Origin of the sequence: Nonomuraea sp. NPDC049684 (assembly GCF_044465345.1) — a bacterium.
Classification (GTDB): Bacteria; Actinomycetota; Actinomycetes; order Streptosporangiales; family Streptosporangiaceae; genus Nonomuraea.
The window spans coordinates 70,685-91,597 of sequence record NZ_JBITLO010000012.1 but is presented as its reverse complement, the minus strand read 5'-3'; the positions used below and the strand labels follow the sequence as shown (position 1 = coordinate 91,597).

Below are 20,913 nucleotides of genomic sequence, written 5' to 3'. Positions count from 1 at the left end.
CTCCCCCGGATCAGCGTCGCGAGGGCCTGCGGCGATTCCGCGATCCGCTCACGGCGAACCGGAGCCCCGCCTCCGGCCGTCCTACCGCGGGCCGAACAGGGCCTTGACGCGCTTGGCCTGCTCCCTGCCCTCGGCCGCACTCTGCTCCTCCAGGGTGCGCGCCCGCGCCCCCTGGAGGAGGCGCTTCGTCGCCACCGCCGCGTCCCGGTTCGTCGACAGCAGCTCCGCGATCTTGTTCTGTACGGTCTTGTCCAGGTCGCCCCCGGCGACCACCTGCTCCGCGAGGCCGATGCGCATGGCCTCCTCGGCGTACACGTTCCTGGCGGTCAGGCAGATGTCGATCGCCTTGGCCAGTCCGACCAGCTCGACCAGCGGTTTGGTCCCCGTCAGATCCGGGACCAGGCCCAGTGCGGGCTCTTTCATGCAGAAGGTGACGTCGTCGGCCACAATCCGCAGGTCACAGGCGAGCGCGAGCTGGAACCCCGCGCCGATCGCGTGCCCCTGCACGGCGGCGATGGAGACGATCTCCGGGCGGCGCAGCCACAGGAAACCGTCCTGTGCCTGACGTATGCGCTGCTCGAAGGTCTCGCCGTCGGTTGCGGCGGCCGAGCTGAACGAGCCCTGTCCGGGCACTCCCTCCGGTGTGAACATCCGCAGGTCGATTCCTGCCGAGAAGGACGGTCCCTCACCTTTCACGACGACGACGCGCACCTGTTCGGGAAGGCTCTCCCCGATGCGAGCCAACGCCGACCATGTCGCGAACGTCTGGGCGTTGCGCTTTTCCGGCCGGTCCAGCGTGATCGTCGCTATCTCACCGTCCACCTCATGGCGAAGCCCGATCTCCGCCAGCCTTTCGGCAGAGACGTCCTCCGCGTTCCCCCCGCGCCGTGGTGCCTGTGCTTCCGCCATCGCCTGCTCCCTGTGTCCGGTCGCGCACGGGGTGCGCCACCAAGGCTGACCGTCGCGCCCGAGCTTACAGAATATGATTCTGGCTCGGGCGCGACAGCGGCTGACTAGGGACGGGCGGCTGCGGTCGCACGTTCCGAGGCAGCCGTCAGCGCTTGGACTTGCCTCGAGTCGCCCCGCCGCGCCCGCGCAGAGTCACACCGGACTCGCTAAGGATGCGGTGGATGAACCCGTAGGACCGACCGGTCGAAGCGGCCAGGGCGCGGATGCTCTCGCCCTGCGCATAGCGCTTCTTGAGATCGCCGGCCAGTTTTTCCCGGTCGGCCCCGGTGACCCGGGTGCCCTTCTTCAGTGTCTCGGCCACGAGTACCTCCTGTAGTGCCGGACTTCCGCAGCGTTACTCCGCCATGATCAGTCATTTCAGCGGGATCGGCTACCTACTCCACGGGAAAAGATCCGTACCCACTCAAATTAAGATCAGGCAAGTGCCACAAGATCGGAAAATTCGTCGCTCCACGCGTCTTCAGTTCCGTCAGGCAGCAAGATCACCCTATCCGGTGACAAGGCGTCAACGGCACCCTCGTCATGGGTGACGAGGACGATTGCTCCTGAATACGACCTCAGAGCGTTGAGAACCTGCTCGCGGCTGACCGGATCGAGGTTGTTCGTGGGCTCGTCGAGCAGCAGGACGTTGGCGCTCGACAGCACCAGGATCGCCAGCGCGAGCCGGGTCTTCTCGCCGCCGGACAGGACGCCGGCGGGCTTGTCGACGTCGTCGCCGGAGAACAGGAAGGAGCCGAGGACCTTGCGCAGCTCGGTGTCGGTGAACTCGCCGCCCGCCGAGCGCATGTTCTCCAGCAGCGTGCGGGAGGGGTCGAGGGTCTCGTGCTCCTGGGCGTAGTAGCCGACCTTCAGGCCGTGGCCGGGCCGCAGCTCGCCGGTGTCGGGAGACTCGATGCCGCCGAGTATGCGCAGCAGCGTGGTCTTGCCGGCGCCGTTGAGGCCGAGGATGACGACCCTGTGACCTCGGTCGATGGCCACGTTGACGTCGGTGAACACCTCCAGGGAGCCGTAGGACTTCGACAGGCCCTCGGCCATGAGCGGCGTGCGGCCGCACGGCAGGGGCTCGGGGAAGCGCAGACGGGCGACCTTGTCGCTCTGGCGCTCCTCCTCGGTGCCGGCCAGCAGGCGGTGGGCGCGGCGCATCATGTCCTGGGCCGCCTTGGCCTTGGTGGCCTTGGCGCGCATCTTGTCGGCCTGGGCCAGCAGCGCGCCCGCCTGCTTCTCGGCGTTGGCGCGCTCGCGCTTCCTGCGCTTCTCGTCGGTCTCGCGCTGGGCCAGGTAGGCCGTCCAGCCGACGTTGTAGTGGTCGATCACCGAACGGTTGGCGTCGAGGTGGAGGACCTTGTTGACCGTGGCTTCAAGAAGGCCGACGTCGTGACTGATGATCACCAAGCCACCTTGATGAGATCGCAAAAAATCACGAAGCCACCCGATTGAGTCCGCATCTAGGTGGTTTGTCGGCTCGTCGAGAAGGAGAGTTTCCGCTCCGCTGAAAAGAATTCGCGCCAATTCCACGCGGCGCCGCTGACCGCCGGAAAGCGTTTGCAACGTCTGGCCGAGGACCCGGTCGGGCAGGCCGAGGCTGGAGGCGATGGAGGCGGCCTCCGACTCGGCCGCGTAGCCGCCCAGCACGTGCATCTGGTCTTCGAGCCTGCCGTACTGCTTGACGGCCTTCTCGCGGGTGCGCTCGTCGGCGGAGGACATGCCGACCTCGGCCTCGCGCAGCTTGCGCAGGACCTCGTCGAGGCCGCGCGCCGACAGGATGCGGTCGCGGGCCAGCACCTGCAGGTCGCCCGTACGGGGGTCCTGGGGCAGGTAGCCGATGCTGCCGGAGGAGGTGACCGAGCCCGCGGCCGGCAGCGCCTCCCCCGCGAGCACCTTGGTCAGGGTGGTCTTGCCCGCGCCGTTGCGGCCGACCAGACCTATCTTGTCGCCGGGGTTGACCCGGAAGGAGGCGTTCTCGATGAGCAGGCGCGCGCCCGCGCGCAGCTCGATGTCACTGGCGATGATCATATTGGCGGACACTCCCGAGCTAGGAAACGAGGATTGGGCGTGCGACCGCCGGTCAATCGGGAGTATGCATACAGATCAGTGTAGGGCCCTCGTGCCAGGCGCTACCTCTGCTTATAGGGGCTCCAGGTGCTCCCCGGTACGCGTGTGACGGGTGCCGTCAGGCGGGCAGCGACGTCGCGGCGCCGGCGGCCATCCCGTCGAGCATGAGGTGCAGGTACTTCTCCGGACGGGCGGCCACGGGGGCGGGCAGCCCCCCGGGGTGGCAGGTGAAGACGGTGAGCAGGCTGACGACGTCCTCCCAGGTCACGTCGGGACGCATGCCGCCCTCCGCCTGGGCCCGGCGCACGAGCCCCTGGAGCAGCTCCACCCAGCGCTCCTTGCTCTCGGCGAACTCCGCCGTGCCCGCGACGGCCTCCTGCGGCAGGTGGGCGAGGGCGGCGGCCAGCGCGACGCGGCCGGGGGCGGCGGCCCACAGCACGAAGCCGCGCAGCGCGCTCCAGGCGTCCCGCTCGCCGTCGACGGCGTGCTCCAGGGCCTCGGCCAGCGACTGGACGTAATGCTCGCCCAGCGCGGCGATGAGCGCGTCGCGGTCGGGGAAGCGGCGGTAGAGGGTGCCGACGCCGACGCCGGCCTGCCGCGCGATGAGCTCCATGGGCGCGTTGACGCCGCGCTCGGCCATCACCCGGGCGGCCGCGTCGAGGATCTTGACCAGGTTCCTTCTGGCGTCCGCGCGCACGTCGCGACCTCCTAAGTGGACGGATCGTTTCCGCTTAGTGTACCGTCCGGCCAAGCGGAAGAAGAGGTTCCACTTAGGAGGTCCATCATGATCGTGATCACCGGCGCGACCGGTTCCATCGGCCGGGCCCTGGTCGCCCAGCTCGCCGGCCAGGACGTGCTCGCAGTGTCGCGCACCCCCGCCGACCTGGGCGTACGGCACGCCGTCGGCGACTTCACCCGGCCGGAGACGATCGGCCGGCTGCTGTCCCCCGGCGACCGGCTGTTCCTCAACAGCTCGCCGTTCCCCGGGTTCGCCGAGCGGCTCAACCAGGTCATCGACCTGGCCGCCGAGGCGGGCGTGGCGCAGATCGTCGAGGTCTCGGTGCGCGACGCCGCCCCCGGCGCCGCGCTCAGCGCCGGGCCCCACGGCGAGGTCGACGAGCACCTGCGGGCCTCCGGCGTGCCGCACGCCGTCCTGCAGCCGACCGGGTTCATGCAGAACCTGCTCGCCGAGGTGCGCGGCGACCGCTTCCACGGCTCCTGGGGCAGCGGCGGGATGAACTACATCGACGCCAGGGACATCGCCGCCGTGGCCGCCGCCCTGCTGACCCGGCCGGTGGGCCCGTCGGGCTCGTACCTGCTGACCGGCCCGGAATCGCCCACCCACGAGGAGATCGCGGCGACGCTGACCGGCGTGCTCGGGCGGCCCGTGACCTACGTGGACCTGCCGGTGCCCGAGATGGCCGCGCGGCTGGCCGGGCAGGGGATCCCGGAGCCGTTCGCCACCGAGCTGGCCACCACGCAGGCGACGCTGAGCCGGACCGGCTGGGCGGAGATCACCACGACCGTCCAGGACGTCACCGGCCGCCCGCCGCGCACCCTGGCCGCCTTCGTCGCCGACCACGCCGACGCCTTCGCGTCCTGACCGCTCGACGGACCCCGCAGGGCTCAGGACGGGTCGACCACCCGGATCCGGACGGCCCGGAACCGGGCGGGCGCCTCGCGCAGGACCGCGAGCCTCGGGTCGGGCACCACCAGGAACGGCTCGCTCTCCAGCGCGAACACCGGCGCGAGCCGCCGGTCGCCGCGCAGCGCGTCGACCGCCCGCCGGTCGCCGCCGAGCACCACCGCCTCCAGCTCCCCGAGCCGCGGCACGAGCACCCGCACCGCCGTCTCCGCCGCGCTGTCGAACGCCTGGGCCGCCTGCTTCTGCCGCCTCCTGGCGAAGCGCTGCTGCGACCATCCGCCGGCCGCCGTACGGCCCTGCACCAGCCGCGAGCCGACCTTGGAGTCGAGCAGCTCGGCGCCGTGGAACACCCCGGCCGCGTAACCGCCGAGCCGGACCAGCAGCACGCCCACCCGCCGGGCGGCCTGCGCGTGCGCGACCAGCCTGGTCACGTGCGGCGGGCCGGGGGTCATGGGCGGGAACGGCACGTGCAGCTCGGCCAGCGCGCCGTCGGCGGCGGTCAGGCGGACCACGCGGTCGTCGCCGGCGGCCTCGAAGGGCCCGTGGCGGCCGGCGAACCCGTCGATCCAGGGGTGCACGCGCTCGGGCGGCACCGTGACCCAGCGGCCGCCGCCTCTGGCCGGACGCGCGCTCATGCGGGAAGGGTAACCGAACGACATTCCCTTCACGAGAAGGGGGGAACTATAGCGGAAATGTCGGTGAACTTCGTTTCGGGGGGCTTCTGCCGTAACCGTGCCGGTCGGATCATCTGAACGTGTCCTCCCTGCTCACCAGCCCCGTAGTGGATCTCGACACCGGGGCCGTCATCGCGCAGCCGGCCGTCGTCGACCCGGCGGGCGTGCTCCGGGCGGCTCCGCTGCCCATGGTGCTGCCGCTGCCCCTGCACGTGGTGCTCTCGGGCGCCGGGGCGCTGGCGCCACTCCACGAGGCCCTGCGGCGGGCGGGCAGGCATCCTCGTGAGGCGATCCTGATGCTCACCGGAACGTGCCAGGAGCAGGACCGCCGCCTGCTGAAGGTGGCCCTGGACGGGCTGCGCACGATCGGCTACCTGCTGGGCTTCGCCGACGTGGGCGCGGGCGGCCCGGCGCTGGACGTCGTCACCGACTCCGCGCCGTACCTGCTGGCGCTGGACGAGGAGCTGGTGACCAGGTTGCCCGGCGACCACCGGGCGGCGGCCGTGGCGCGCGCGGTGGTGACGCTGGCCCGCGGGATCGGCGCGCACGTGCTGGCCCCGGGCGTCGAGCGCGAGGGGCAGGTGGCGGTGGCCCGCGGCCTGGGCGTGCGCCTGGCCCACGGCCCGCTGCTGGCGCCCGGCCCCGACGGCAAGATCCGGGTGCCGCTCCCGGTGGCCGACGAGTCGCCGGACACGCTGATGCTCGGCCCGCGGGTGCAGGAGCTGCTGCTCCCGGCGGTGACGCTGCCGGCCGGGGCCAAGGCGGAGGAGGTCGTGGCGGCGTTCGGGCACGAGCCCACGATCACCAGCGTGATCCTGGTGGACGAGTACCAGCGCCCCAAGGGCAGCCTCGACCGCAGCCGCTTCCTGCTGTCCTTCGCCGCCCGGTACGGCCACGCCCTGCACGGCGCCAAGCCCGCCCAGCGCCTGGCCGACCCGCCGCGCACGGTCCCGAGGACGACCCCCGCCATCGCCGCCATGCAGGCCGCCGGCCGGGACGCGGCCCGCATCTACGACGACCTGGTGGTCACCGACGAGCTCAACCGCTGCCTGGGCATCGTCCGGGTGTCGGACCTGATCCGGCAGATCGCCGCCATGCGGACGTGAGACACGGCTGGACCCAGCCCTGTCAGACCCAGCCCTGTGCCTTGGCCCGACGCACGGCCTCGATGCGGTTGCGCGCGTGCGTCTTCTGGATGGCCGAGGACAGGTAGTTGCGTACCGTGCCCTCCGACAGGTGCAGGCGGCGGGCGATGTCCCCGATCGTGGAGCCGTCGGCGGCGGCGGCCAGCACGTCGCGCTCGCGCGCCGACAGCGGGTTCGGCCCCGCGCTCAGCGCCGCCGCGGCCAGCCCAGGGTCGATGACCCGCTCCCCGGCCTGCACCCGGCGGATGGCCGCCGCGAGGTCCTTGGCCGGGCTGTCCTTGACCAGGAACGCCACCGCCCCGGCCTCCATCGCGGTACGCAGGTAGCCGGGCCGCCCGAACGTGGTCAGGATCATCACCCGGCAGCCCGGCACCCGGGCGGCGATCTCGGCGGCGGCGGTGAGGCCGTCCTTGCCGGGCATCTCGATGTCGAGCAGCGCGATGTCGGGGGTCGCGGCGACCGCGACGGCCACGGCCTCCTCCCCGTCGGCGGCCTCGCCGACCACCTCGATGTCGGGCTCCAGGCCCAGCAGCGAGGCCAGCGCGCCGCGGATCATGCCCTGGTCCTCGGCCAGCATCACCCGGATCACGCGGCCGTCCCCACCCTGACCGGCACGAGCACCCGCAGCCGGAACCCGCCCTTGGGCGCGCCGCCGGCCTCCATGGTGCCGCCCGCGCCCGTCACCCGTTCGCGCAGGCCGCTGAGCCCGCTGCCGGTGCCCTGCGGCTCGCCGCCGCGTCCGTCGTCCATGATCTCAAGGGTGGCGTGTTCGCCGTCGTACGTCACCTGGATCTCGCAGCGGGCGGCCCGCGCGTGCCGTACGACGTTGGTGACGCCCTCGCGCACCGCCCAGCCGAACAGCCCGTCGAGCAGGTCGGGCAGCGGCGTGCCGGACACCCGCACCTCGGCCCGCACGCCCGCCGCGCGCAGCACCGACCGGGCGCCGTCGATCTCCTCCGACAGGCTGCGCTGCCGGTAGCCGGTGACCGCCTCGCGCACCTCCACCAGCGCCTGCCTGGCCACCGACTCGATGTCGGCGATCTCCTGCCGCACCTGCGGCGACTCCTCGGCCAGCCGCCCGGCCAGCTCGCTCTTCAGCACGATCAGCGACAGGCTGTGGCCGAGCAGGTCGTGCAGGTCGCGGGCGATGCGCAGGCGCTCCTCCGTGGCCGCCAGCCTGGCCACCTCGCCCTGCGCCTCCTGCAGCCGCAACGTCAGCACCCGGCTGTTGCGGATGCTGATGAACAGCACGCCCAGCGTGACGACCTGCAGCCCCAGGACGATGACGCCGGCGAACTCGTCGCCGGTCAGCACCCCGGCCGCCACCACCACCGCCAGGTTCACCCCCACCCCGGCCAGCGCCCAGGCGGGCGGGAGGGTGAACCCGTAGAGCACGACCGTGTAGACCGGCAGCGTGAGCCAGGCGCCGCCGAAGGCGAACGCGCTGACCACCGCGATCACCGCGGTCACGCCGAGCAGGGGGAAGGTGGCGCGCGAGCGCTCGTGGAAGCTCTTGGCGCTGATCACCGTGCCGACGAAGCAGCCGATGAACGCGACCAGCGCCGCGGCCCCCCAGACCGCCCTGGCCCCCGTGACATCGCCCGCGACGATCTCGGCGATCGGGAAGACGAGGTAGACCATGCCGACGGACATCCCGAGCAACCGCCGCCTGGGCGACGGCCGCCCGTCACCGAAGTGCAGCTTGTCGGCGAAACTCATGCCCGAACAGTAGCCCGGCGGTAGAGGTAGGCGGCAGCCCCGCCCAGGACGACCGCCCATCCGCCGACCACCAGCACGTCGGTCAGCGCGACGCCGTGCCCGGCGACGATGCTCCAGCCGAGGCTCGCGTAGTGGTAGGAGGGCATGACGTCGGCCACGGTCCGCATGGTGTCGCCGAACACCTCCGGCGGGAACCACAGGCCGCCCGCGATGGCCAGGACGAACATGCAGATCATCGCGGCCGGCTGCGCGGCGTCGGCCGTCAGCAGCGACCCGATCGCCAGGCCCAGCGCGATGAACGGGATCGTTCCCAGCCACATGGCCAGCAGCAGCGGCACCCACCGGCCGGCCGGCATCGACACGCCCTGCTGGACGATCCCGACGACGGCCACCAGCAGCAGCGAGGGCAGCACGAGCAGCATGGCGGTGCCGAGCTTGGTCGCGATGATCATCCAGTTGGGCAGCGGGGTGATCTGGAGCTGGCGCAGCCAGCCGGACTGCCGTTCGGTCGCCCACGGCACCGCCGAGCTCATCATCGACGAGGCCAGCGCCCCGTAGGCGGCCATGGAGACCATCAGCACGACGCTGTAGCTCACCCCGGCGCCGTCGGTCTGCTTGCCGTAGATGTTGGCGTTGATCAGGTACAGCACGACCGGGAAGATGACCACGAAGATGATGTAGCGCCGGTTGCGCAGCATGCGCATCGCCTCGGTCTTGGCGTAGAACAGCATCAGGACTCCCTGGTGAGCGCGAGGAAGGCGTCTTCGAGGTCGGCGCCGGTGAGCTGGAGGCCCCGTACGTCGAGCTCGGTGCCCCGGAACAGGGCGGCCACGGTCGCGTCGGGGTCGGAGGTGTGCAGCGTGGCGGTGCCGGCGGCGACCTCGACGGCGGTGACGCCGGGCAGCCGGTCGAGCCCGGCCGCGGGCTGGTCGCCCAGCGTGAAGCGGACGACCTGGCCGCCCACGCCCGCCTTGATCTCGGCGGCGGTGCCGTCGGCGGCCAGCCGGCCGCGGGCGATGACGATCACCCGGTCGGAGTGCGCGTCGGCCTCCTCCAGGTAGTGGGTGGCGAACAGCACGGTCCTGCCGCCGGCGGCGTAGTCGTGCATGCTGGCCCAGAACCGCAGCCTGGACTCCACGTCCATGGCGGCGGTGGGCTCGTCGAGCAGCAGGATCTTCGGCGCGCCCGCGATGGCCAGGGCGAACCTGACGCGCTGCGTCTGGCCGCCGGACAGCTTGTTCGCGCGCCGCTTGACCAGGTCCGACAGGTCGGCCAGCTTGAGGATCTCGGCCAGCGGCAGCGGGTCGGGGTAGAGCCGGCGGACGAGGTCGATGAGCTCCTTGACCGACAGCTCGGGGATGAGGGCGCCGTTCTGGAGCATCGCGCCCAGCTCGCCGGCGCGCACCGCGTGGTCGGGCGTGCGGCCGTGGATGGTGATCGTGCCGCTGGTGGGACGCAGCAGGCCGAGCAGCATGTTGATCGAGGTGGACTTGCCGGCGCCGTTGGGGCCGAGCAGAGCCACGGTCTTGCCCGGCTCGATGGCGAGCGAGAGGTCGTCGACGGCAAGCACGTCCCCGTAGCGCTTGCTGACCTGGTCGAACACGATGGCGTTCATGTCAGCAAACGCTACGGGCGCGGCCTTTCCCCCGTTAGTGTGATCCTTCCGGGGTTGGGCGTGACATTTGTCAGAGGCGGCAGGCGTAGATGTCGGTGACCAGGATGGCCCGCGCGCCGATGTCCCAGAGCTGGTCCATCACCTGCTGGTGGCCCTTGCGCCGGACCATGGCCCGGACGGCGACCCAGCCCTCGCGGTGGAGCGGCGAGACCGTGGGCCCCTCCATGCCGGGCGTGAGGGCGATGGCCTCCTCGATGCGCTCGGCGCGGATGTCGTAGTCCATCATCACGAAGTCGCGGGCGTGCACGACGCCCTGCAGGCGGCGGACGAGCTGGCCCATGCCCGGCGTCTCCGGCGCGCTCTGCCGCTTGATCAGCACGCCCTCGGAGCGCATGATCGGCTCGCCGAACACCTCCAGGCCGACGTTGCGCAGCGTGGTGCCGGTCTCCACGACGTCGGCGACCGCGTCGGCCACGCCGAGCCGGATCGCGGTCTCGACGGCGCCGTCGAGCTTGATCACGCGGGCGTCGACGCCCTGGTCGGACAGGTACTTGTCGAGCAGCCCCGCGTAGGAGGTGGCGATGCGCTGCCCGTCGAGGTCTTTGACCGACGACATCGTGCCCGCCTTGGCGGCCAGGCGGAAGGTGGAGCCGCCGAAGCCGAGCGGCATGATCTCCTCCACCGGCGCGCCGGAGTCGATCAGCATGTCGCGGCCGGTGATGCCGAGGTCGAGGGTGCCCTCCCCGACGTAGACGGCGATGTCACGGGGACGCAGGAAGAACAGCTCGCAGCCGTTGTCCTCGTCGACGACGACGAGCTCCTTGCTGTCCCTGCGGGACCGGTAGCCGGCCTCCTTGAGCATGTTCTGGGCGGCTTCGCTGAGCGCGCCCTTGTTCGGTACGGCCAGACGCAGCATGTTCGGGTCTTCTTCCTCACTCATGGTCGACGGGACTCCGGAAGCGGGCGCGCGGCGCCCTAGAGATGCTTGTACACCTCGTCGAGCCCGATGCCCTTGGCGATCATGAGCACCTGCACGTGGTAGAGGAGCTGGGAGATCTCCTCCGCCGCCCTGTCGTTCGACTCGTGCTCGGCGGCCATCCAGCTCTCGGCGGCCTCCTCGACGACCTTCTTGCCGATGGCATGCACGCCGGCGTCGAGCGCGGCCACGGTGCCCGAGCCCGCGGGCCTGGTACGCGCCTTGTCTGACAGCTCGGCGAACAGCTCTTCGAAGGTCTTCATGGTCTCTCTCGTCGGTCGGTTGGCGTGCCTGACAAGCCTAGTCTGCGCGCGGCGGTGACGCCGCCCGGAGTCCGCCACGCGAGACGGCCGCTTCCGGCCCGTCGTCCGGGGGCCGTTCGGTCTCCGGAGGGCCGTTCTAGGCTGGTGGTCATGGACATCGCGACCGTGGGCAAGCTCTGGGACGCCGATCCCGGCTGGCTCAACACCCCTTCGTACGGCCTTCCGCCCCGCCCGGCCTTCGAGGAGTTGCAGGCCGTGCTCACCGAGTGGCGGCACGGCAGCGGCGACTGGGCGCCCTGGGACGCCTCCGTCGGCCGGGCCCGCACGGCCTTCGCCCACCTGGTCGGCGCCGAACCGGCCGACGTGACGGTCGGCTCGACGGTGTCGCAGATCATGTCCACGGTGGCGACCGCGCTGCCGCCGGGGGCGCGGGTGCTGGTGCCGGAGATCGAGTTCACCAGCAACCTGTTCCCGTGGGCGGTGGCGGCCGAGGTCGAGACCGTGCCCGCCGAGCGCCTGGCCGACGCCGTCACGAGCCGCACCGACGCCGTCGCCTTCAGCCTCGTGCAGTCGGCCACCGGCTACGTGACGCCGCTGCACGACGTCGTCGCCGCCGCCCGCGCCCACGACGCGCTGGTCATCGCCGACGGCTCCCAGGCGTGCGGGTGGCTGCCGGTGTCGGTGGCCGACGGGATCGACGTGCTGGCGTGCGCGGCCTACAAGTGGCTCATGGCGCCGCGCGGGGCCGCGTTCGGGTACCTGTCGCCCCGGGTGCGCTCCCGGATGCGCCCGCTGGCGGCCAACTGGTACGCCGGCGACGATCCCGGCGGCTCCTACTACGGGCCGCCGCTGCGGCTGGCCGCCGACGCCCGCGCCTTCGACCTGTCGCCGGCCTGGTTCTGCTACGTCGGCGCGGCGCCCGCGCTCGAACTGCTCAACGAGATCGGCGCCCAGCGCGTCCACGAGCACGACGTCGAGCTGGCCAACCGGTTCAGGGCCGGGCTCGGGCTGGAGCCGTCCGACTCGGCGATCGTGTCGGTGGAGGCGCCGGGCGAGCGGCTGGCGGCGGCCGGCATCCGCGCCGCGGTGCGCGCCGGCCGGGTGCGCGCGGGCTTCCACGTCTACAACACCGTCGACGACGTCGACCGGGCTCTCGACGTCCTGACCTCCTAGCCCTCAGGGAACGGCGAAGCCCGCCGCCCCTCCCCTGCGGGAGGTGCGACGGGCCTGGTCGTTCAGCGGCTCCGGGCGGGATCAGCGCTCGAAGCGGCGGCCGCCGTTGTTGCGGCGGAACCCGCCGTTGCCGCGCTCCTCGGGACGGAAGCCGCCGCCGGAGCGGAAGCCGTCGCGGGGGGCGCGCTCGTCGGAGCGGGCGGGCCGGTCACGGTCGCCCGAGAACGGGCGGCCACGGTCGGCGCCGAAGCGGCCGCGGTCGTCGGAGCGGAAGCCGCCGCCGCCACGCTGGCCGTCACGGAACCCGCCGCCACGCGGCCCCTCGGACCGGTAGCCGCGATCGTCCTGACGGAACGGGCGGTCGTCGGAACGGAAGCCACCACGGTCGTCCTGACGGGCGGGACGCTCGTCGGAGCGGAAACCGCCGCGGTCGTCCTGACGGGCGGGACGGTCGTCGGAGCGGAAACCGCCGCGCGGCCGGTCGCCACGCCTGCGGTCGTCGCCGAACGTGCGCGGCTCGGCCGGACGCTGCCCGCCGCCGAACGGCCGCTCGCCCTCGGCGTGCCGGCGCGGACGACGGTCCTCGCCGGACTCCTCGTGACGGCGCGGACGACGGTCGTCGCCGCCGGCGAAGGTGCCGTCCTCGTGCCGGCGCGGACGGCGCTCGCCGTCGAACTCGCGGCGCGGACGACGCCCGCCCCGGCGCTCGGCGCCGCCGTGACCGCCCTCGCGGCGCGGGCGCAGCGGCTTGCGCACGTCGGGCTCCCACACGGGGATGGCCTCGCCGCTCGGCGTCCTGGCCCCGGCCACCTCGGCCAGCCGGGGGTGCCCCGGGGTGGCCTTGAGCCGGAACGGGTGGATGCCGGCGCGCCTGGTCAGGGCGTCGGTCGAGCGGCGCTCGTTGGGCAGCACCAGGGTGACGACGGTGCCCTTCTCGCCCGCACGGGCGGTACGGCCGCCGCGGTGCAGGTAGCTCTTGTGGTCCTGCGGCGGGTCGACGTGCAGCACCAGGCTGATGTTGTCGACGTGGATGCCGCGGGCCGCGACGTCGGTGCAGACCAGCACGTTGATCGAGCCCTCGCGGAACTCGGCCAGGATGCGGGTGCGCTGGTTCTGGCGCTTGCCGCCGTGCAGGCCGCCGGCCTTGATGCCGACCCGGGCGAGCTGCTTGCACAGCCGGTCGACGCCGTGCTGGGTGCGGACGAAGATGATCGTACGGCCCTCGCGGTTGGCGATCTCGGCCGTGACGTCGAACTTGTCGTCCCGCGTGACCTGCATCACGTGGTGCTCCATGGTGTCGACCGGCGAGGTCGCCGGGGCCACGGAGTGGGTGATCGGGTCCTTCAGGAAGCGGCGCACCAGCTTGTCGACGTCGCCGTCGAGGGTGGCCGAGAACAGCAGGCGCTGCCCGTCGGTCGGGGTCTGGGCCAGCAGCTCGGTGACGACGGGGAAGAAGCCGAGGTCGCACATGTGGTCGGCCTCGTCGAGGACGGAGACCTCGACCTGCGCCAGCGAGCACTCGCCCTGCCGGATCAGGTCGCCCAGGCGGCCCGGGGTGGCGATCACGATGTCGACGCCGCGGCGCAAAGCCTCGATCTGCTTGCCCATGGACATGCCGCCCACGACGACCTTCATCCGCAGCCCGAGGCCGCGGCCGAGCGGTTCGAGCGCGTCGTGCACCTGAAGGGCCAGCTCACGGGTGGGCACAAGGATCATCGCGCGCGGGTGGCCGGCGGCGGGCCGCACCCCCGCGATGCGAGCCATGGTCGGCAAACCGAAGGCCAGGGTCTTGCCCGAGCCGGTCTGGCCACGGCCCAGGACGTCATGGCCGGCGAGCACGTCGGGGATCGTCGCACTCTGGATGGGGAACGGGCTGTCGATGCCCTGCTTGGCCAGACCGCTGATGAGCGGCTTGGGAAGGCCGAGCAGTTCGAACTCGGACGGGCCCGTCTCGGGGGCGGTCTCGTCGAACGCGGGCATGACAGCGTCAAGCATGGTCACGAAATTCGTGCCTTTCAGTCGAAGTGGCGCGTCACTTCTGCGAAAGGACGAGCCGGGACATACGGCCTGATGCCGTACACGTTGCAGTACGCCCGCCATCGTGGCGGGACTTCACAGGGGGGATACACCGGGGCACCGGCCGCAGGCGGCGCGATGACGCGAGATGAGGCGTCTGGTGTATACCTGGTGCCAACGCCGGGGATGTTATCGGATATTCCCTGGCTGGGTACGGACCTTCCGAAACCCTTCGTTGGCACACTGAAACGGCTGACGCCCAACGCCAGCCGTTACAGCTAGAAAGATCAGACGTTGAAGCCTAGCATACGGAGCTGCTCACGCCCCTCGTCAGTGATTTTGTCGGGGCCCCACGGCGGCAGCCAGACCCAGTTGATCTTGACGTCGGAGACCATGCCCTCCAGGGCGGAGTGGGCCTGGTCCTCGATGACGTCGGTCAGCGGGCAGGCCGCGCTGGTCAGCGTCATGTCGATGGTGGCCACCGGCTGACCGGCGTCGGACGGGTCGAGGTTGAGCCCGTAGATGAGCCCCAGGTCGACGACGTTGATGCCGAGCTCGGGGTCGACGACGTCTTTGAGCGCCTCCATGACCTCTTCGACGGTGGTGTCACCGTCGAAGCCGGTCGGAGTCTCCACTGGCTTGCTCATTGGGCACTCCTCACCACAGCGTCCTTGTAGGCCATCCACGACAGCAGCGCGCACTTGACGCGTGCCGGGAACTTGGCCACGCCCGCGAACGCCACCGCGTCCCCGAGCACCTCCTCGTCGGCCTCGACCTGCCCCCGGCCCTGCATGAGCCTGGTGAACTCGTCGACCACCGACAGCGACTCCTCGACCGTCGAGCCGGTGGCCAGCTCGTGCAGCACGGAGGCGGCCGCCTGGCTGATCGAGCAGCCCTGGCCGTCGTAGGAGACGTCTTCGATCTTACCGGCGTCGCCCACCCTGACCCGCAGCGTGATCTCGTCGCCGCACGTCGGGTTCACGTGGTGAACCTCGGCGTCGTACGGCTCGCGCAGCCCCCGCCCCTGCGGGTGCTTGTAGTGTTCCAGGATCAGCTCCTGGTACATCGACTCGCCGATCATGGCTATGCGAACACCTTCTGAACGTGATGGAGGCCGCGCACCAGGGCGTCGATCTCGCCCGTGGTGTTGTACAGGTAGAACGACGCCCGCGTGGTCGCCGGTATTCCGAACCGCAGGTGCAGCGGGCGCGCGCAGTGGTGCCCGACCCGCACGGCGACGCCGAACTGGTCGTCCAGGATCTGCCCCACATCGTGGGGGTGTATGCCTTCCAGCGTGAACGACAGCGTGCTGCCGCGCTGGTCGAGGGAGTCGGGCCCGATCAGCCGCAGCGACGGCACCTCGCGCAGGGCGTCGAGGGCGTAGGCCGTCAGCGAGCGCTCGTGCGCCTCGATGGCGTCCATGCCGACCGCGGTGAGGTAGTCGACCGCCGCGCCGAGACCGATGGCCTCGACGATGGGCGGCGTGCCGGCCTCGAACTTGTGCGGGATCGGCGCGTACGTCGAGCGGTCCATCCAGACCGCCTCGATCATCTCGCCGCCGCCCAGGAACGGCGGCATGGCCTCCAGCAGCTCGGTACGGCCCCACAGCACGCCGATGCCCGAAGGGCCGACCATCTTGTGACCGGTGAAGGCCACGAAGTCGGCGCCCAGCGCGGCCATGTCCACCGGGTGGTGCGGCACGGACTGCGAGGCGTCGAGCATGATCAGCGCGCCGACCTCGTGCGCCCGCGCGGCAACGGCGGTGACCGGGTTGACCGTGCCGAGCACGTTCGACTGGTGGGCGATCGAGACGATCTTCGTCCGCTCGGTGACGAGGGCCGGGTCGAAGTCGAGCCGCCCGTCGTCGGTGACGCCGAACCACTTCAGCGTCGCTCCGGTGCGCTGCGCGAGCATCTGCCACGGCACGATGTTGGAGTGGTGCTCCATCTCGGAGATGACGATCTCGTCGCCGGGGCCGAGGGTGAAGCGGGGGTCGCTGTTGGCGGGGTTGCCGAAGGAGTAGGCCACGAGGTTGAGGGCCTCGGAGGCGTTCTTGGTGAAGATCACCTCATCGCGCGAGCCCGCCCCGACGAACGCCGCCACCTTGTCGCGCGCGCTCTCGTACGCCTCGGTCGACTCCGAGCCGAGCACGTGCATGGCCCGCCCGACGTTGCTGTAGTGCAGCGCCAGGTGGTCGCGCATGGTGTCGATGACCTGGTTGGGCTTCTGCGAGGAGTTGCCCGAGTCCAGGTAGACGAGCGGGCGCCCGTCGGGCAGCTCGCGGGAGAAGATCGGGAAGTCCTTCCTGATCTTCTCCACGTCCAAGCTGGTGGAAGTCATGCAGATGCCTTCGTGTACTGCTCGTAGCCCTCGGCCTCGAGCTTGTCGGCCAGCTCCGGCCCGCCCTCCTCGACGATCCGGCCGCCGGCGAAGACGTGCACGAAGTCGGGCTTCACGTAGCGCAGGATGCGGGTGTAGTGGGTGATCAGCAGCACGCCGGTCTCACCCGTGGAGCGGAAGCGGTTGATGCCCTCGGAGACCACCCGCAGCGCGTCGACGTCGAGGCCGGAGTCGGTCTCGTCGAGCACGGCGATCTTCGGCTTGAGCAGCTCGAGCTGGAGGATCTCGTGGCGCTTCTTCTCGCCGCCGGAGAAGCCCTCGTTGAGGTTGCGCTGGGCGAAGGCGGCGTCGATGGACAGCGCGTCCATGCCGGCCTTGAGGTCTTTGGCGAACTCGCGCAGCTTGGGCGCCTCGCCGCGGACCGAGGTGACGGCCGAGCGCAGGAAGTTCGACACCGACACGCCGGGGACCTCGACCGGGTACTGCATGGCGAGGAACAGGCCGGCGCGGGCGCGCTCGTCGACCGACAGCTCCAGCAGGTCGACGCCGTCGAGCAGCACCTGGCCGCCGGTGATCGTGTACTTGGGGTGACCGGCGATCGCGTAGGCGAGGGTGGACTTGCCCGAGCCGTTGGGGCCCATGATGGCGTGCGTCTCGCCGGACTTCACCGTCAGGTTGACGCCGCGCAGGATTTCCTTGTCCTCGACGGCGACCTTGAGGTCACGGATCTCTAGGGTGGACACGTTTATGACTCCTTCGAGAGCGAGACGAGGACGTCGTCGCCGTCGATCTTGACTGTGTAGACGTTCACGGGCTTGGTGGCGGGCGGGCCGGTGGGCTTGCCGGAGCGCACGTCGAAGCACGAGCCGTGCAGCCAGCACTCCAGCGTGCCGTCGTAGACCTCGCCCTCGCTGAGCTTCACCTCGGCGTGCGAGCAGACGTCGTGCAGGGCGAAGACGTCGGCGCCCTTGCGCACCAGCGCCACCGGGGTCTCCCCGACCTCGACGCCGATGACGCCGCCGTCGGGGATGTCGGCGACCTGGCAGACCTTCTCGAAACTCATCGCGCGAGCTCCGCCTCCACCGCGGCCAGCACGCGGTCGCGGATCTCCTCGATCTGGATCTTCTCGATGAGCTGGCCGAGGAAGCCCCTGATGACCAGGCGGCGGGCCTCGTCGTAGGGGATGCCGCGGGCCTGGAGGTAGAAGATGTGCTCGTCGTCGAGGCGGCCCGAGGCCGAGGCGTGCCCGGCTCCGGCGACCTCGCCGGTGAGGATCTCCAGGTTGGGGACCGAGTCGGCGCGGGCGCCGTCGGTGAGGATGAGGTTGCGGTTGAGCTCGTAGGTGTCGGTGCCCTCGGCCTCGACCCTGATGATCACGTCGCCGATCCAGACGGCGTGCGCGTCCTGGCCCTGCAGCGCGCCGCGGTAGTCGACGTTGCTCTTGCAGTTGGGCTGGGAGTGGTCGACCAGGAGGCGGTGCTCCAGGTGCTGACCGGCGTCGACGAAGTAGACGCCGGACATGTCGGCGTCGCCGCCGGGCGCGGTGTAGGCCACGCTGGGCGAGAGCCGGACCAGGTCGCCGCCGAGGGTCACCACGAAGCTGCGGAAGGTCGCGTCCTTGGCGAGCTGGGCGTGGTGGTGGGAGACGTGCACGGCGTCGTCGTCCCAGTCCTGGAGGCTGACGACCTTGAGGTTGGCGCCGTCGCCGACGACGAACTCGATGTTGTCGGCGTAGACGGCGCTGCCCTTGTGGTCGAGCACGACCACGGCCTCGGCCATCGGCTCCACCTTGACCACGATGTGGCCGTAGGCGGCGCCGTCGCCCTCACCGGTCAGGGTGAGCACGGTCGGCCTCGACGTGACGGCCTCGCGCGGCACCGTGATCACGGTCGCCTTCTCGAAGCTGTTCCACGCCTGCGCGCTGACCCGGTCGGTGGGCGTGAACGCCTTGCCGACGCGGGCGTCGTCGCGCCCGACCGTCTCGACGACGACCTCGGGCGCGGCCTCGACGTCGAGGCGCACGTGGCCCACGGGGTCGGCCTTGCCGTTGTGCAGGCCCTTCAGGCGGGACAGCGGCGTGAAGCGCCACGACTCCTCGCGCCCGGTCGGGACCTCGAAGTCGCCCAGTTCGTAGGACGCCTTCTCGTGCAGGGTCGACAGGGGCTTCTCGTTCAGGCCCATCAGCCGACGGCTCCTTCCATCTGCAGCTCGATCAGCCGGTTGAGCTCGAGCGCGTATTCCATGGGCAGCTCGCGGGCGATCGGCTCGACGAAGCCGCGCACGATCATCGCCATGGCCTCGTCCTCGCCGAGCCCGCGGCTCATGAGGTAGAAGAGCTGGTCCTCGCTGACCTTGGAGACCGTGGCCTCGTGGCCCATCGAGACGTCGTCCTCGCGCACGTCGACGTAGGGGTAGGTGTCGGAGCGGCTGATCTGGTCGACCAGGAGCGCGTCGCACTTGACGGTGCTGGCGCTGCCGTGGGCGCCCTCCTCGATCTGCACGAGACCGCGGTAGGAGGTGCGGCCGCCACCGCGCGCCACCGACTTGGAGATGACGCTGGAGCTGGTGTTGGGCGCCAGGTGCACCATCTTGGAGCCGGCGTCCTGGTGCTGGCCCTCGCCGGCGAAGGCGACGCTCAGCGTCTCGCCCTTGGCGTGCTCGCCCATCAGGTAGACGGCCGGGTACTTCATCGTGACCTTGGAGCCGATGTTGCCGTCGATCCACTCCATGGTCGCGCCCTCGTAGGCGACGGCGCGCTTGGTGACCAGGTTGTAGACGTTGTTCGACCAGTTCTGGATGGTCGTGTAACGGCAGCGGGCGTTCTTCTTCACGATGATCTCCACGACCGCGCTGTGCAGCGAGTCGGAGGAGTAGATCGGCGCGGTGCAGCCCTCGACGTAGTGGACGTAGGAGTTCTCGTCGACGACGATCAGCGTCCGCTCGAACTGGCCCATGTTCTCGGTGTTGATCCGGAAGTAGGCCTGCAGCGGGATCTCGACCTCGACGTTCGGCGGCACGTAGATGAACGAGCCACCGGACCACACGGCGGTGTTGAGCGCGGCGAACTTGTTGTCGCCGACCGGGATCACCGAGCCGAAGTACTCCTTGAAGAGCTCCTCGTGCTCCTTCAGGCCCGTGTCGGTGTCGACGAAGATGACGCCCTTCTCCTCAAGGTCCTCACGGATCTTGTGGTAGACGACCTCCGACTCGTACTGGGCCGCGACGCCGGCGATGAGGCGCTGCTTCTCCGCCTCGGGGATGCCGAGCTTGTCGTAGGTGTTCTTGATGTCGGCGGGCAGCTCGTCCCAGGAAGCGGCCTGCTTCTCGGTCGAGCGCACGAAGTACTTGATGTTGTCGAAGTCGATGCCGGTGAGGTCGGAGCCCCAGGTGGGCAGCGGCTTCTTGGCGAACAGGCGGAGGCCCTTCAGGCGAAGGTCGAGCATCCACTCCGGCTCGTTCTTGAGCGCGGAGATGTTGCGGACGACCTCCTCGGACAGGCCACGCTTGGCCGCCGCGCCCGCGGCATCCGGGTCGGCCCAGCCGAACTTGTAATTCCCGAGGCCTTCCAGCTCCGGGCGGTCGGTGACAGTCACCTTCCGGTCTCCTTGCTCTTGTCTCTGTGTGCGGATTCAGCCAGCGACTTGGGGCTCACGTGGGTCGTGCAGACCCCGTCGCCGTGCGCGATCGTGGCCAGGCGCTGCACCGGGGTGCCGAGCAGTTGCGCGAACGCCTCCGTCTCGGCCTCGCAGAGCTGCGGGAACTCCGCGGCCGCGTGAGCCACCGGGCAGTGGTGCTGGCAGAGCTGGTCGCCGCCCGACTTGGCCTTGCTGGCCGAGGCGGCGTACCCCTCTGCCGACAGCGCCTGCGCCAGCACCTGTACGCGCTGGTCCGCCGGCACCGTCCGCATGACCGGCTCCAGCCGCGTCAGCAGGCTCGACACCTGCGAGCGGGCGAAGTCGGTCACGGCTTCTCGTCCCATGCGCTCGGCCAGGAAGCGGAGTGCGCTCCCGGCGAGGTCGTCATAGGCGTGCTCGAAAGCACTGCGCCCCGCGTCGGTGATGGCGAACAGCTTGGCGGGCCGTCCGCGCCCGCGCTGACCGCGCGGCCTGACCGTGCGAGGCTCTATCATTCCCTCGGCCAGCAACGCGTCGAGGTGCCTGCGCACCGCGGCGGGCGTCAGCCCCAGCCGCTCGCCGAGCGAGGCGGCCGTCACGGGACCATGCTCAAGGATGAGCCTGGCGACGCGCGCGCGGGTGCTGCGCTCGCTACCGGGCTCGATCGTGGGCATGTTTTTCACAACATCAGTGTGCCGTAATTCCTTCCCGC

Annotated in this window: 23 protein-coding genes; 3 read left to right on the top strand and 20 right to left on the bottom strand. The window is 70.9% G+C overall.

Annotated elements, in window-relative coordinates; all coding sequences use genetic code 11:
• Nucleotides 1-81 precede the first annotated feature (81 nt).
• The 4 genes from ACIBST_RS32685 to ACIBST_RS32670 form a co-directional block, all read right to left on the bottom strand.
• Nucleotides 82-909: an enoyl-CoA hydratase/isomerase family protein gene (locus ACIBST_RS32685; protein ID WP_397177247.1), complete on the bottom strand. Its 828-nt coding sequence runs from the start codon at nucleotides 907-909 to the stop codon at nucleotides 82-84.
• A 145-nt stretch (nucleotides 910-1,054) separates the two neighbouring features.
• The gene (locus ACIBST_RS32680; protein WP_125642298.1) at nucleotides 1,055-1,270 is read right to left on the bottom strand and encodes a helix-turn-helix domain-containing protein; all 216 of its coding nucleotides are present in this window, start codon (nucleotides 1,268-1,270) and stop codon (nucleotides 1,055-1,057) included.
• 113 nt (nucleotides 1,271-1,383) lie between these two features.
• Nucleotides 1,384-2,982, bottom strand: a complete 1,599-nt coding sequence (locus ACIBST_RS32675; RefSeq protein WP_352325517.1) for an ABC-F family ATP-binding cassette domain-containing protein — start codon at nucleotides 2,980-2,982, stop codon at nucleotides 1,384-1,386.
• A gap of 157 nt (nucleotides 2,983-3,139) precedes the next feature.
• Nucleotides 3,140-3,718 (bottom strand): TetR/AcrR family transcriptional regulator, encoded by a 579-nt coding sequence (locus ACIBST_RS32670; RefSeq protein ID WP_397177245.1) that lies wholly within the window; start codon nucleotides 3,716-3,718, stop codon nucleotides 3,140-3,142.
• An 87-nt stretch (nucleotides 3,719-3,805) separates the two neighbouring features.
• On the opposite strand from ACIBST_RS32670, the gene ACIBST_RS32665 reads away from it, so the two are divergent.
• A complete protein-coding gene (locus tag ACIBST_RS32665; RefSeq protein WP_397177244.1) occupies nucleotides 3,806-4,624 on the top strand; it encodes an NAD(P)H-binding protein in 819 nt (272 codons plus the stop codon).
• A gap of 23 nt (nucleotides 4,625-4,647) precedes the next feature.
• Here ACIBST_RS32665 and ACIBST_RS32660 read toward each other — a convergent pair whose 3' ends face one another.
• On the bottom strand, nucleotides 4,648-5,301 hold the full coding sequence (locus ACIBST_RS32660) for an acVLRF1 family peptidyl-tRNA hydrolase (protein WP_397177242.1): 654 nt from the start codon (nucleotides 5,299-5,301) through the stop codon (nucleotides 4,648-4,650).
• A gap of 119 nt (nucleotides 5,302-5,420) precedes the next feature.
• Here ACIBST_RS32660 and ACIBST_RS32655 point away from each other — a divergent pair, with 119 nt between their 5' ends.
• Nucleotides 5,421-6,446, top strand: coding sequence for an EAL domain-containing protein (locus ACIBST_RS32655; RefSeq protein WP_397177240.1), 1,026 nt, complete (start codon nucleotides 5,421-5,423; stop codon nucleotides 6,444-6,446).
• 22 nt (nucleotides 6,447-6,468) lie between these two features.
• Here the strand turns inward: ACIBST_RS32655 and ACIBST_RS32650 are convergent, their stop codons facing one another.
• The 6 genes from ACIBST_RS32650 to ACIBST_RS32625 form a co-directional block, all read right to left on the bottom strand.
• A complete protein-coding gene (locus ACIBST_RS32650) occupies nucleotides 6,469-7,074 on the bottom strand; it encodes a response regulator transcription factor (protein ID WP_397177238.1) in 606 nt (201 codons plus the stop codon).
• Nucleotides 7,071-8,204, bottom strand: a complete 1,134-nt coding sequence (locus ACIBST_RS32645) for a sensor histidine kinase (protein ID WP_397177236.1) — start codon at nucleotides 8,202-8,204, stop codon at nucleotides 7,071-7,073. Before ACIBST_RS32645 ends, ACIBST_RS32650 begins: the two co-directional genes overlap by 4 nt.
• Nucleotides 8,201-8,935 (bottom strand): ABC transporter permease, encoded by a 735-nt coding sequence (locus tag ACIBST_RS32640; protein ID WP_397177234.1) that lies wholly within the window; start codon nucleotides 8,933-8,935, stop codon nucleotides 8,201-8,203. Before ACIBST_RS32640 ends, ACIBST_RS32645 begins: the two co-directional genes overlap by 4 nt.
• The gene (locus tag ACIBST_RS32635; protein ID WP_397177232.1) at nucleotides 8,935-9,819 is read right to left on the bottom strand and encodes an ABC transporter ATP-binding protein; all 885 of its coding nucleotides are present in this window, start codon (nucleotides 9,817-9,819) and stop codon (nucleotides 8,935-8,937) included. The genes ACIBST_RS32640 and ACIBST_RS32635 overlap by 1 nt, the downstream gene beginning before the upstream one ends.
• Before the next feature lie 70 nt (nucleotides 9,820-9,889).
• Nucleotides 9,890-10,735: an ATP phosphoribosyltransferase gene (gene hisG / locus ACIBST_RS32630; RefSeq protein WP_352325534.1), complete on the bottom strand. Its 846-nt coding sequence runs from the start codon at nucleotides 10,733-10,735 to the stop codon at nucleotides 9,890-9,892.
• A 59-nt stretch (nucleotides 10,736-10,794) separates the two neighbouring features.
• Nucleotides 10,795-11,058, bottom strand: coding sequence for a phosphoribosyl-ATP diphosphatase (locus ACIBST_RS32625; RefSeq protein WP_189652386.1), 264 nt, complete (start codon nucleotides 11,056-11,058; stop codon nucleotides 10,795-10,797).
• A gap of 150 nt (nucleotides 11,059-11,208) precedes the next feature.
• Between ACIBST_RS32625 and ACIBST_RS32620 the strand changes: the two genes are divergently transcribed.
• Nucleotides 11,209-12,231, top strand: a complete 1,023-nt coding sequence (locus ACIBST_RS32620) for an aminotransferase class V-fold PLP-dependent enzyme (protein ID WP_397177231.1) — start codon at nucleotides 11,209-11,211, stop codon at nucleotides 12,229-12,231.
• 81 nt (nucleotides 12,232-12,312) lie between these two features.
• Here ACIBST_RS32620 and ACIBST_RS32615 read toward each other — a convergent pair whose 3' ends face one another.
• From ACIBST_RS32615 to ACIBST_RS32575, 9 genes are all read right to left on the bottom strand, one after another.
• Entirely contained in the window at nucleotides 12,313-14,226 is a 1,914-nt protein-coding gene (locus ACIBST_RS32615; RefSeq protein ID WP_397177229.1) for a DEAD/DEAH box helicase, read from the bottom strand.
• Between the two features lie 308 nt (nucleotides 14,227-14,534).
• A complete protein-coding gene (locus ACIBST_RS32610) occupies nucleotides 14,535-14,894 on the bottom strand; it encodes a metal-sulfur cluster assembly factor (protein ID WP_352325530.1) in 360 nt (119 codons plus the stop codon).
• Entirely contained in the window at nucleotides 14,891-15,328 is a 438-nt protein-coding gene (sufU, locus tag ACIBST_RS32605) for a Fe-S cluster assembly sulfur transfer protein SufU (protein ID WP_352325531.1), read from the bottom strand. The genes ACIBST_RS32610 and sufU overlap by 4 nt, the downstream gene beginning before the upstream one ends.
• A 2-nt stretch (nucleotides 15,329-15,330) precedes the next feature.
• Nucleotides 15,331-16,587, bottom strand: coding sequence for a cysteine desulfurase (locus ACIBST_RS32600; RefSeq protein ID WP_397177227.1), 1,257 nt, complete (start codon nucleotides 16,585-16,587; stop codon nucleotides 15,331-15,333).
• Entirely contained in the window at nucleotides 16,584-17,330 is a 747-nt protein-coding gene (sufC, locus tag ACIBST_RS32595) for a Fe-S cluster assembly ATPase SufC (protein ID WP_352325533.1), read from the bottom strand. The genes ACIBST_RS32600 and sufC overlap by 4 nt, the downstream gene beginning before the upstream one ends.
• A gap of 2 nt (nucleotides 17,331-17,332) precedes the next feature.
• Complete coding sequence (locus tag ACIBST_RS32590; protein ID WP_352325535.1) at nucleotides 17,333-17,650, bottom strand: non-heme iron oxygenase ferredoxin subunit; 318 nt, start codon at nucleotides 17,648-17,650, stop codon at nucleotides 17,333-17,335.
• On the bottom strand, nucleotides 17,647-18,768 hold the full coding sequence (gene sufD / locus ACIBST_RS32585; protein ID WP_397177225.1) for a Fe-S cluster assembly protein SufD: 1,122 nt from the start codon (nucleotides 18,766-18,768) through the stop codon (nucleotides 17,647-17,649). Before sufD ends, ACIBST_RS32590 begins: the two co-directional genes overlap by 4 nt.
• Nucleotides 18,768-20,180 (bottom strand): Fe-S cluster assembly protein SufB, encoded by a 1,413-nt coding sequence (gene sufB, locus ACIBST_RS32580; protein WP_352364380.1) that lies wholly within the window; start codon nucleotides 20,178-20,180, stop codon nucleotides 18,768-18,770. Before sufB ends, sufD begins: the two co-directional genes overlap by 1 nt.
• Entirely contained in the window at nucleotides 20,177-20,875 is a 699-nt protein-coding gene (locus ACIBST_RS32575) for a metalloregulator ArsR/SmtB family transcription factor (protein WP_352328768.1), read from the bottom strand. Before ACIBST_RS32575 ends, sufB begins: the two co-directional genes overlap by 4 nt.
• Between the last annotated feature and the right edge of the window lie 38 nt (nucleotides 20,876-20,913).

What these genes read in the sequence shown, in the direction of transcription:
- ACIBST_RS32620 (WP_397177231.1), top strand. Translation starts at nt 11,209, where the DNA reads ATGGACATCGCGACCGTGGGCAAGCTCTGGGACGCCGATCCCGGCTGG.
- hisG (WP_352325534.1), bottom strand. Translation starts at nt 10,735, where the DNA reads ATGCTGCGTCTGGCCGTACCGAACAAGGGCGCGCTCAGCGAAGCCGCC.
- ACIBST_RS32590 (WP_352325535.1), bottom strand. Translation starts at nt 17,650, where the DNA reads ATGAGTTTCGAGAAGGTCTGCCAGGTCGCCGACATCCCCGACGGCGGC.
- ACIBST_RS32615 (WP_397177229.1), bottom strand. Translation starts at nt 14,226, where the DNA reads ATGCTTGACGCTGTCATGCCCGCGTTCGACGAGACCGCCCCCGAGACG.
- ACIBST_RS32665 (WP_397177244.1), top strand. Translation starts at nt 3,806, where the DNA reads ATGATCGTGATCACCGGCGCGACCGGTTCCATCGGCCGGGCCCTGGTC.
- ACIBST_RS32575 (WP_352328768.1), bottom strand. Translation starts at nt 20,875, where the DNA reads ATGCCCACGATCGAGCCCGGTAGCGAGCGCAGCACCCGCGCGCGCGTC.
- ACIBST_RS32675 (WP_352325517.1), bottom strand. Translation starts at nt 2,982, where the DNA reads ATGATCATCGCCAGTGACATCGAGCTGCGCGCGGGCGCGCGCCTGCTC.
- ACIBST_RS32625 (WP_189652386.1), bottom strand. Translation starts at nt 11,058, where the DNA reads ATGAAGACCTTCGAAGAGCTGTTCGCCGAGCTGTCAGACAAGGCGCGT.
- ACIBST_RS32685 (WP_397177247.1), bottom strand. Translation starts at nt 909, where the DNA reads ATGGCGGAAGCACAGGCACCACGGCGCGGGGGGAACGCGGAGGACGTC.
- ACIBST_RS32600 (WP_397177227.1), bottom strand. Translation starts at nt 16,587, where the DNA reads ATGACTTCCACCAGCTTGGACGTGGAGAAGATCAGGAAGGACTTCCCG.
- ACIBST_RS32610 (WP_352325530.1), bottom strand. Translation starts at nt 14,894, where the DNA reads ATGAGCAAGCCAGTGGAGACTCCGACCGGCTTCGACGGTGACACCACC.
- ACIBST_RS32660 (WP_397177242.1), bottom strand. Translation starts at nt 5,301, where the DNA reads ATGAGCGCGCGTCCGGCCAGAGGCGGCGGCCGCTGGGTCACGGTGCCG.
- sufU (WP_352325531.1), bottom strand. Translation starts at nt 15,328, where the DNA reads ATGATCGGCGAGTCGATGTACCAGGAGCTGATCCTGGAACACTACAAG.
- ACIBST_RS32640 (WP_397177234.1), bottom strand. Translation starts at nt 8,935, where the DNA reads ATGCTGTTCTACGCCAAGACCGAGGCGATGCGCATGCTGCGCAACCGG.
- ACIBST_RS32645 (WP_397177236.1), bottom strand. Translation starts at nt 8,204, where the DNA reads ATGAGTTTCGCCGACAAGCTGCACTTCGGTGACGGGCGGCCGTCGCCC.
- ACIBST_RS32635 (WP_397177232.1), bottom strand. Translation starts at nt 9,819, where the DNA reads ATGAACGCCATCGTGTTCGACCAGGTCAGCAAGCGCTACGGGGACGTG.
- sufD (WP_397177225.1), bottom strand. Translation starts at nt 18,768, where the DNA reads ATGGGCCTGAACGAGAAGCCCCTGTCGACCCTGCACGAGAAGGCGTCC.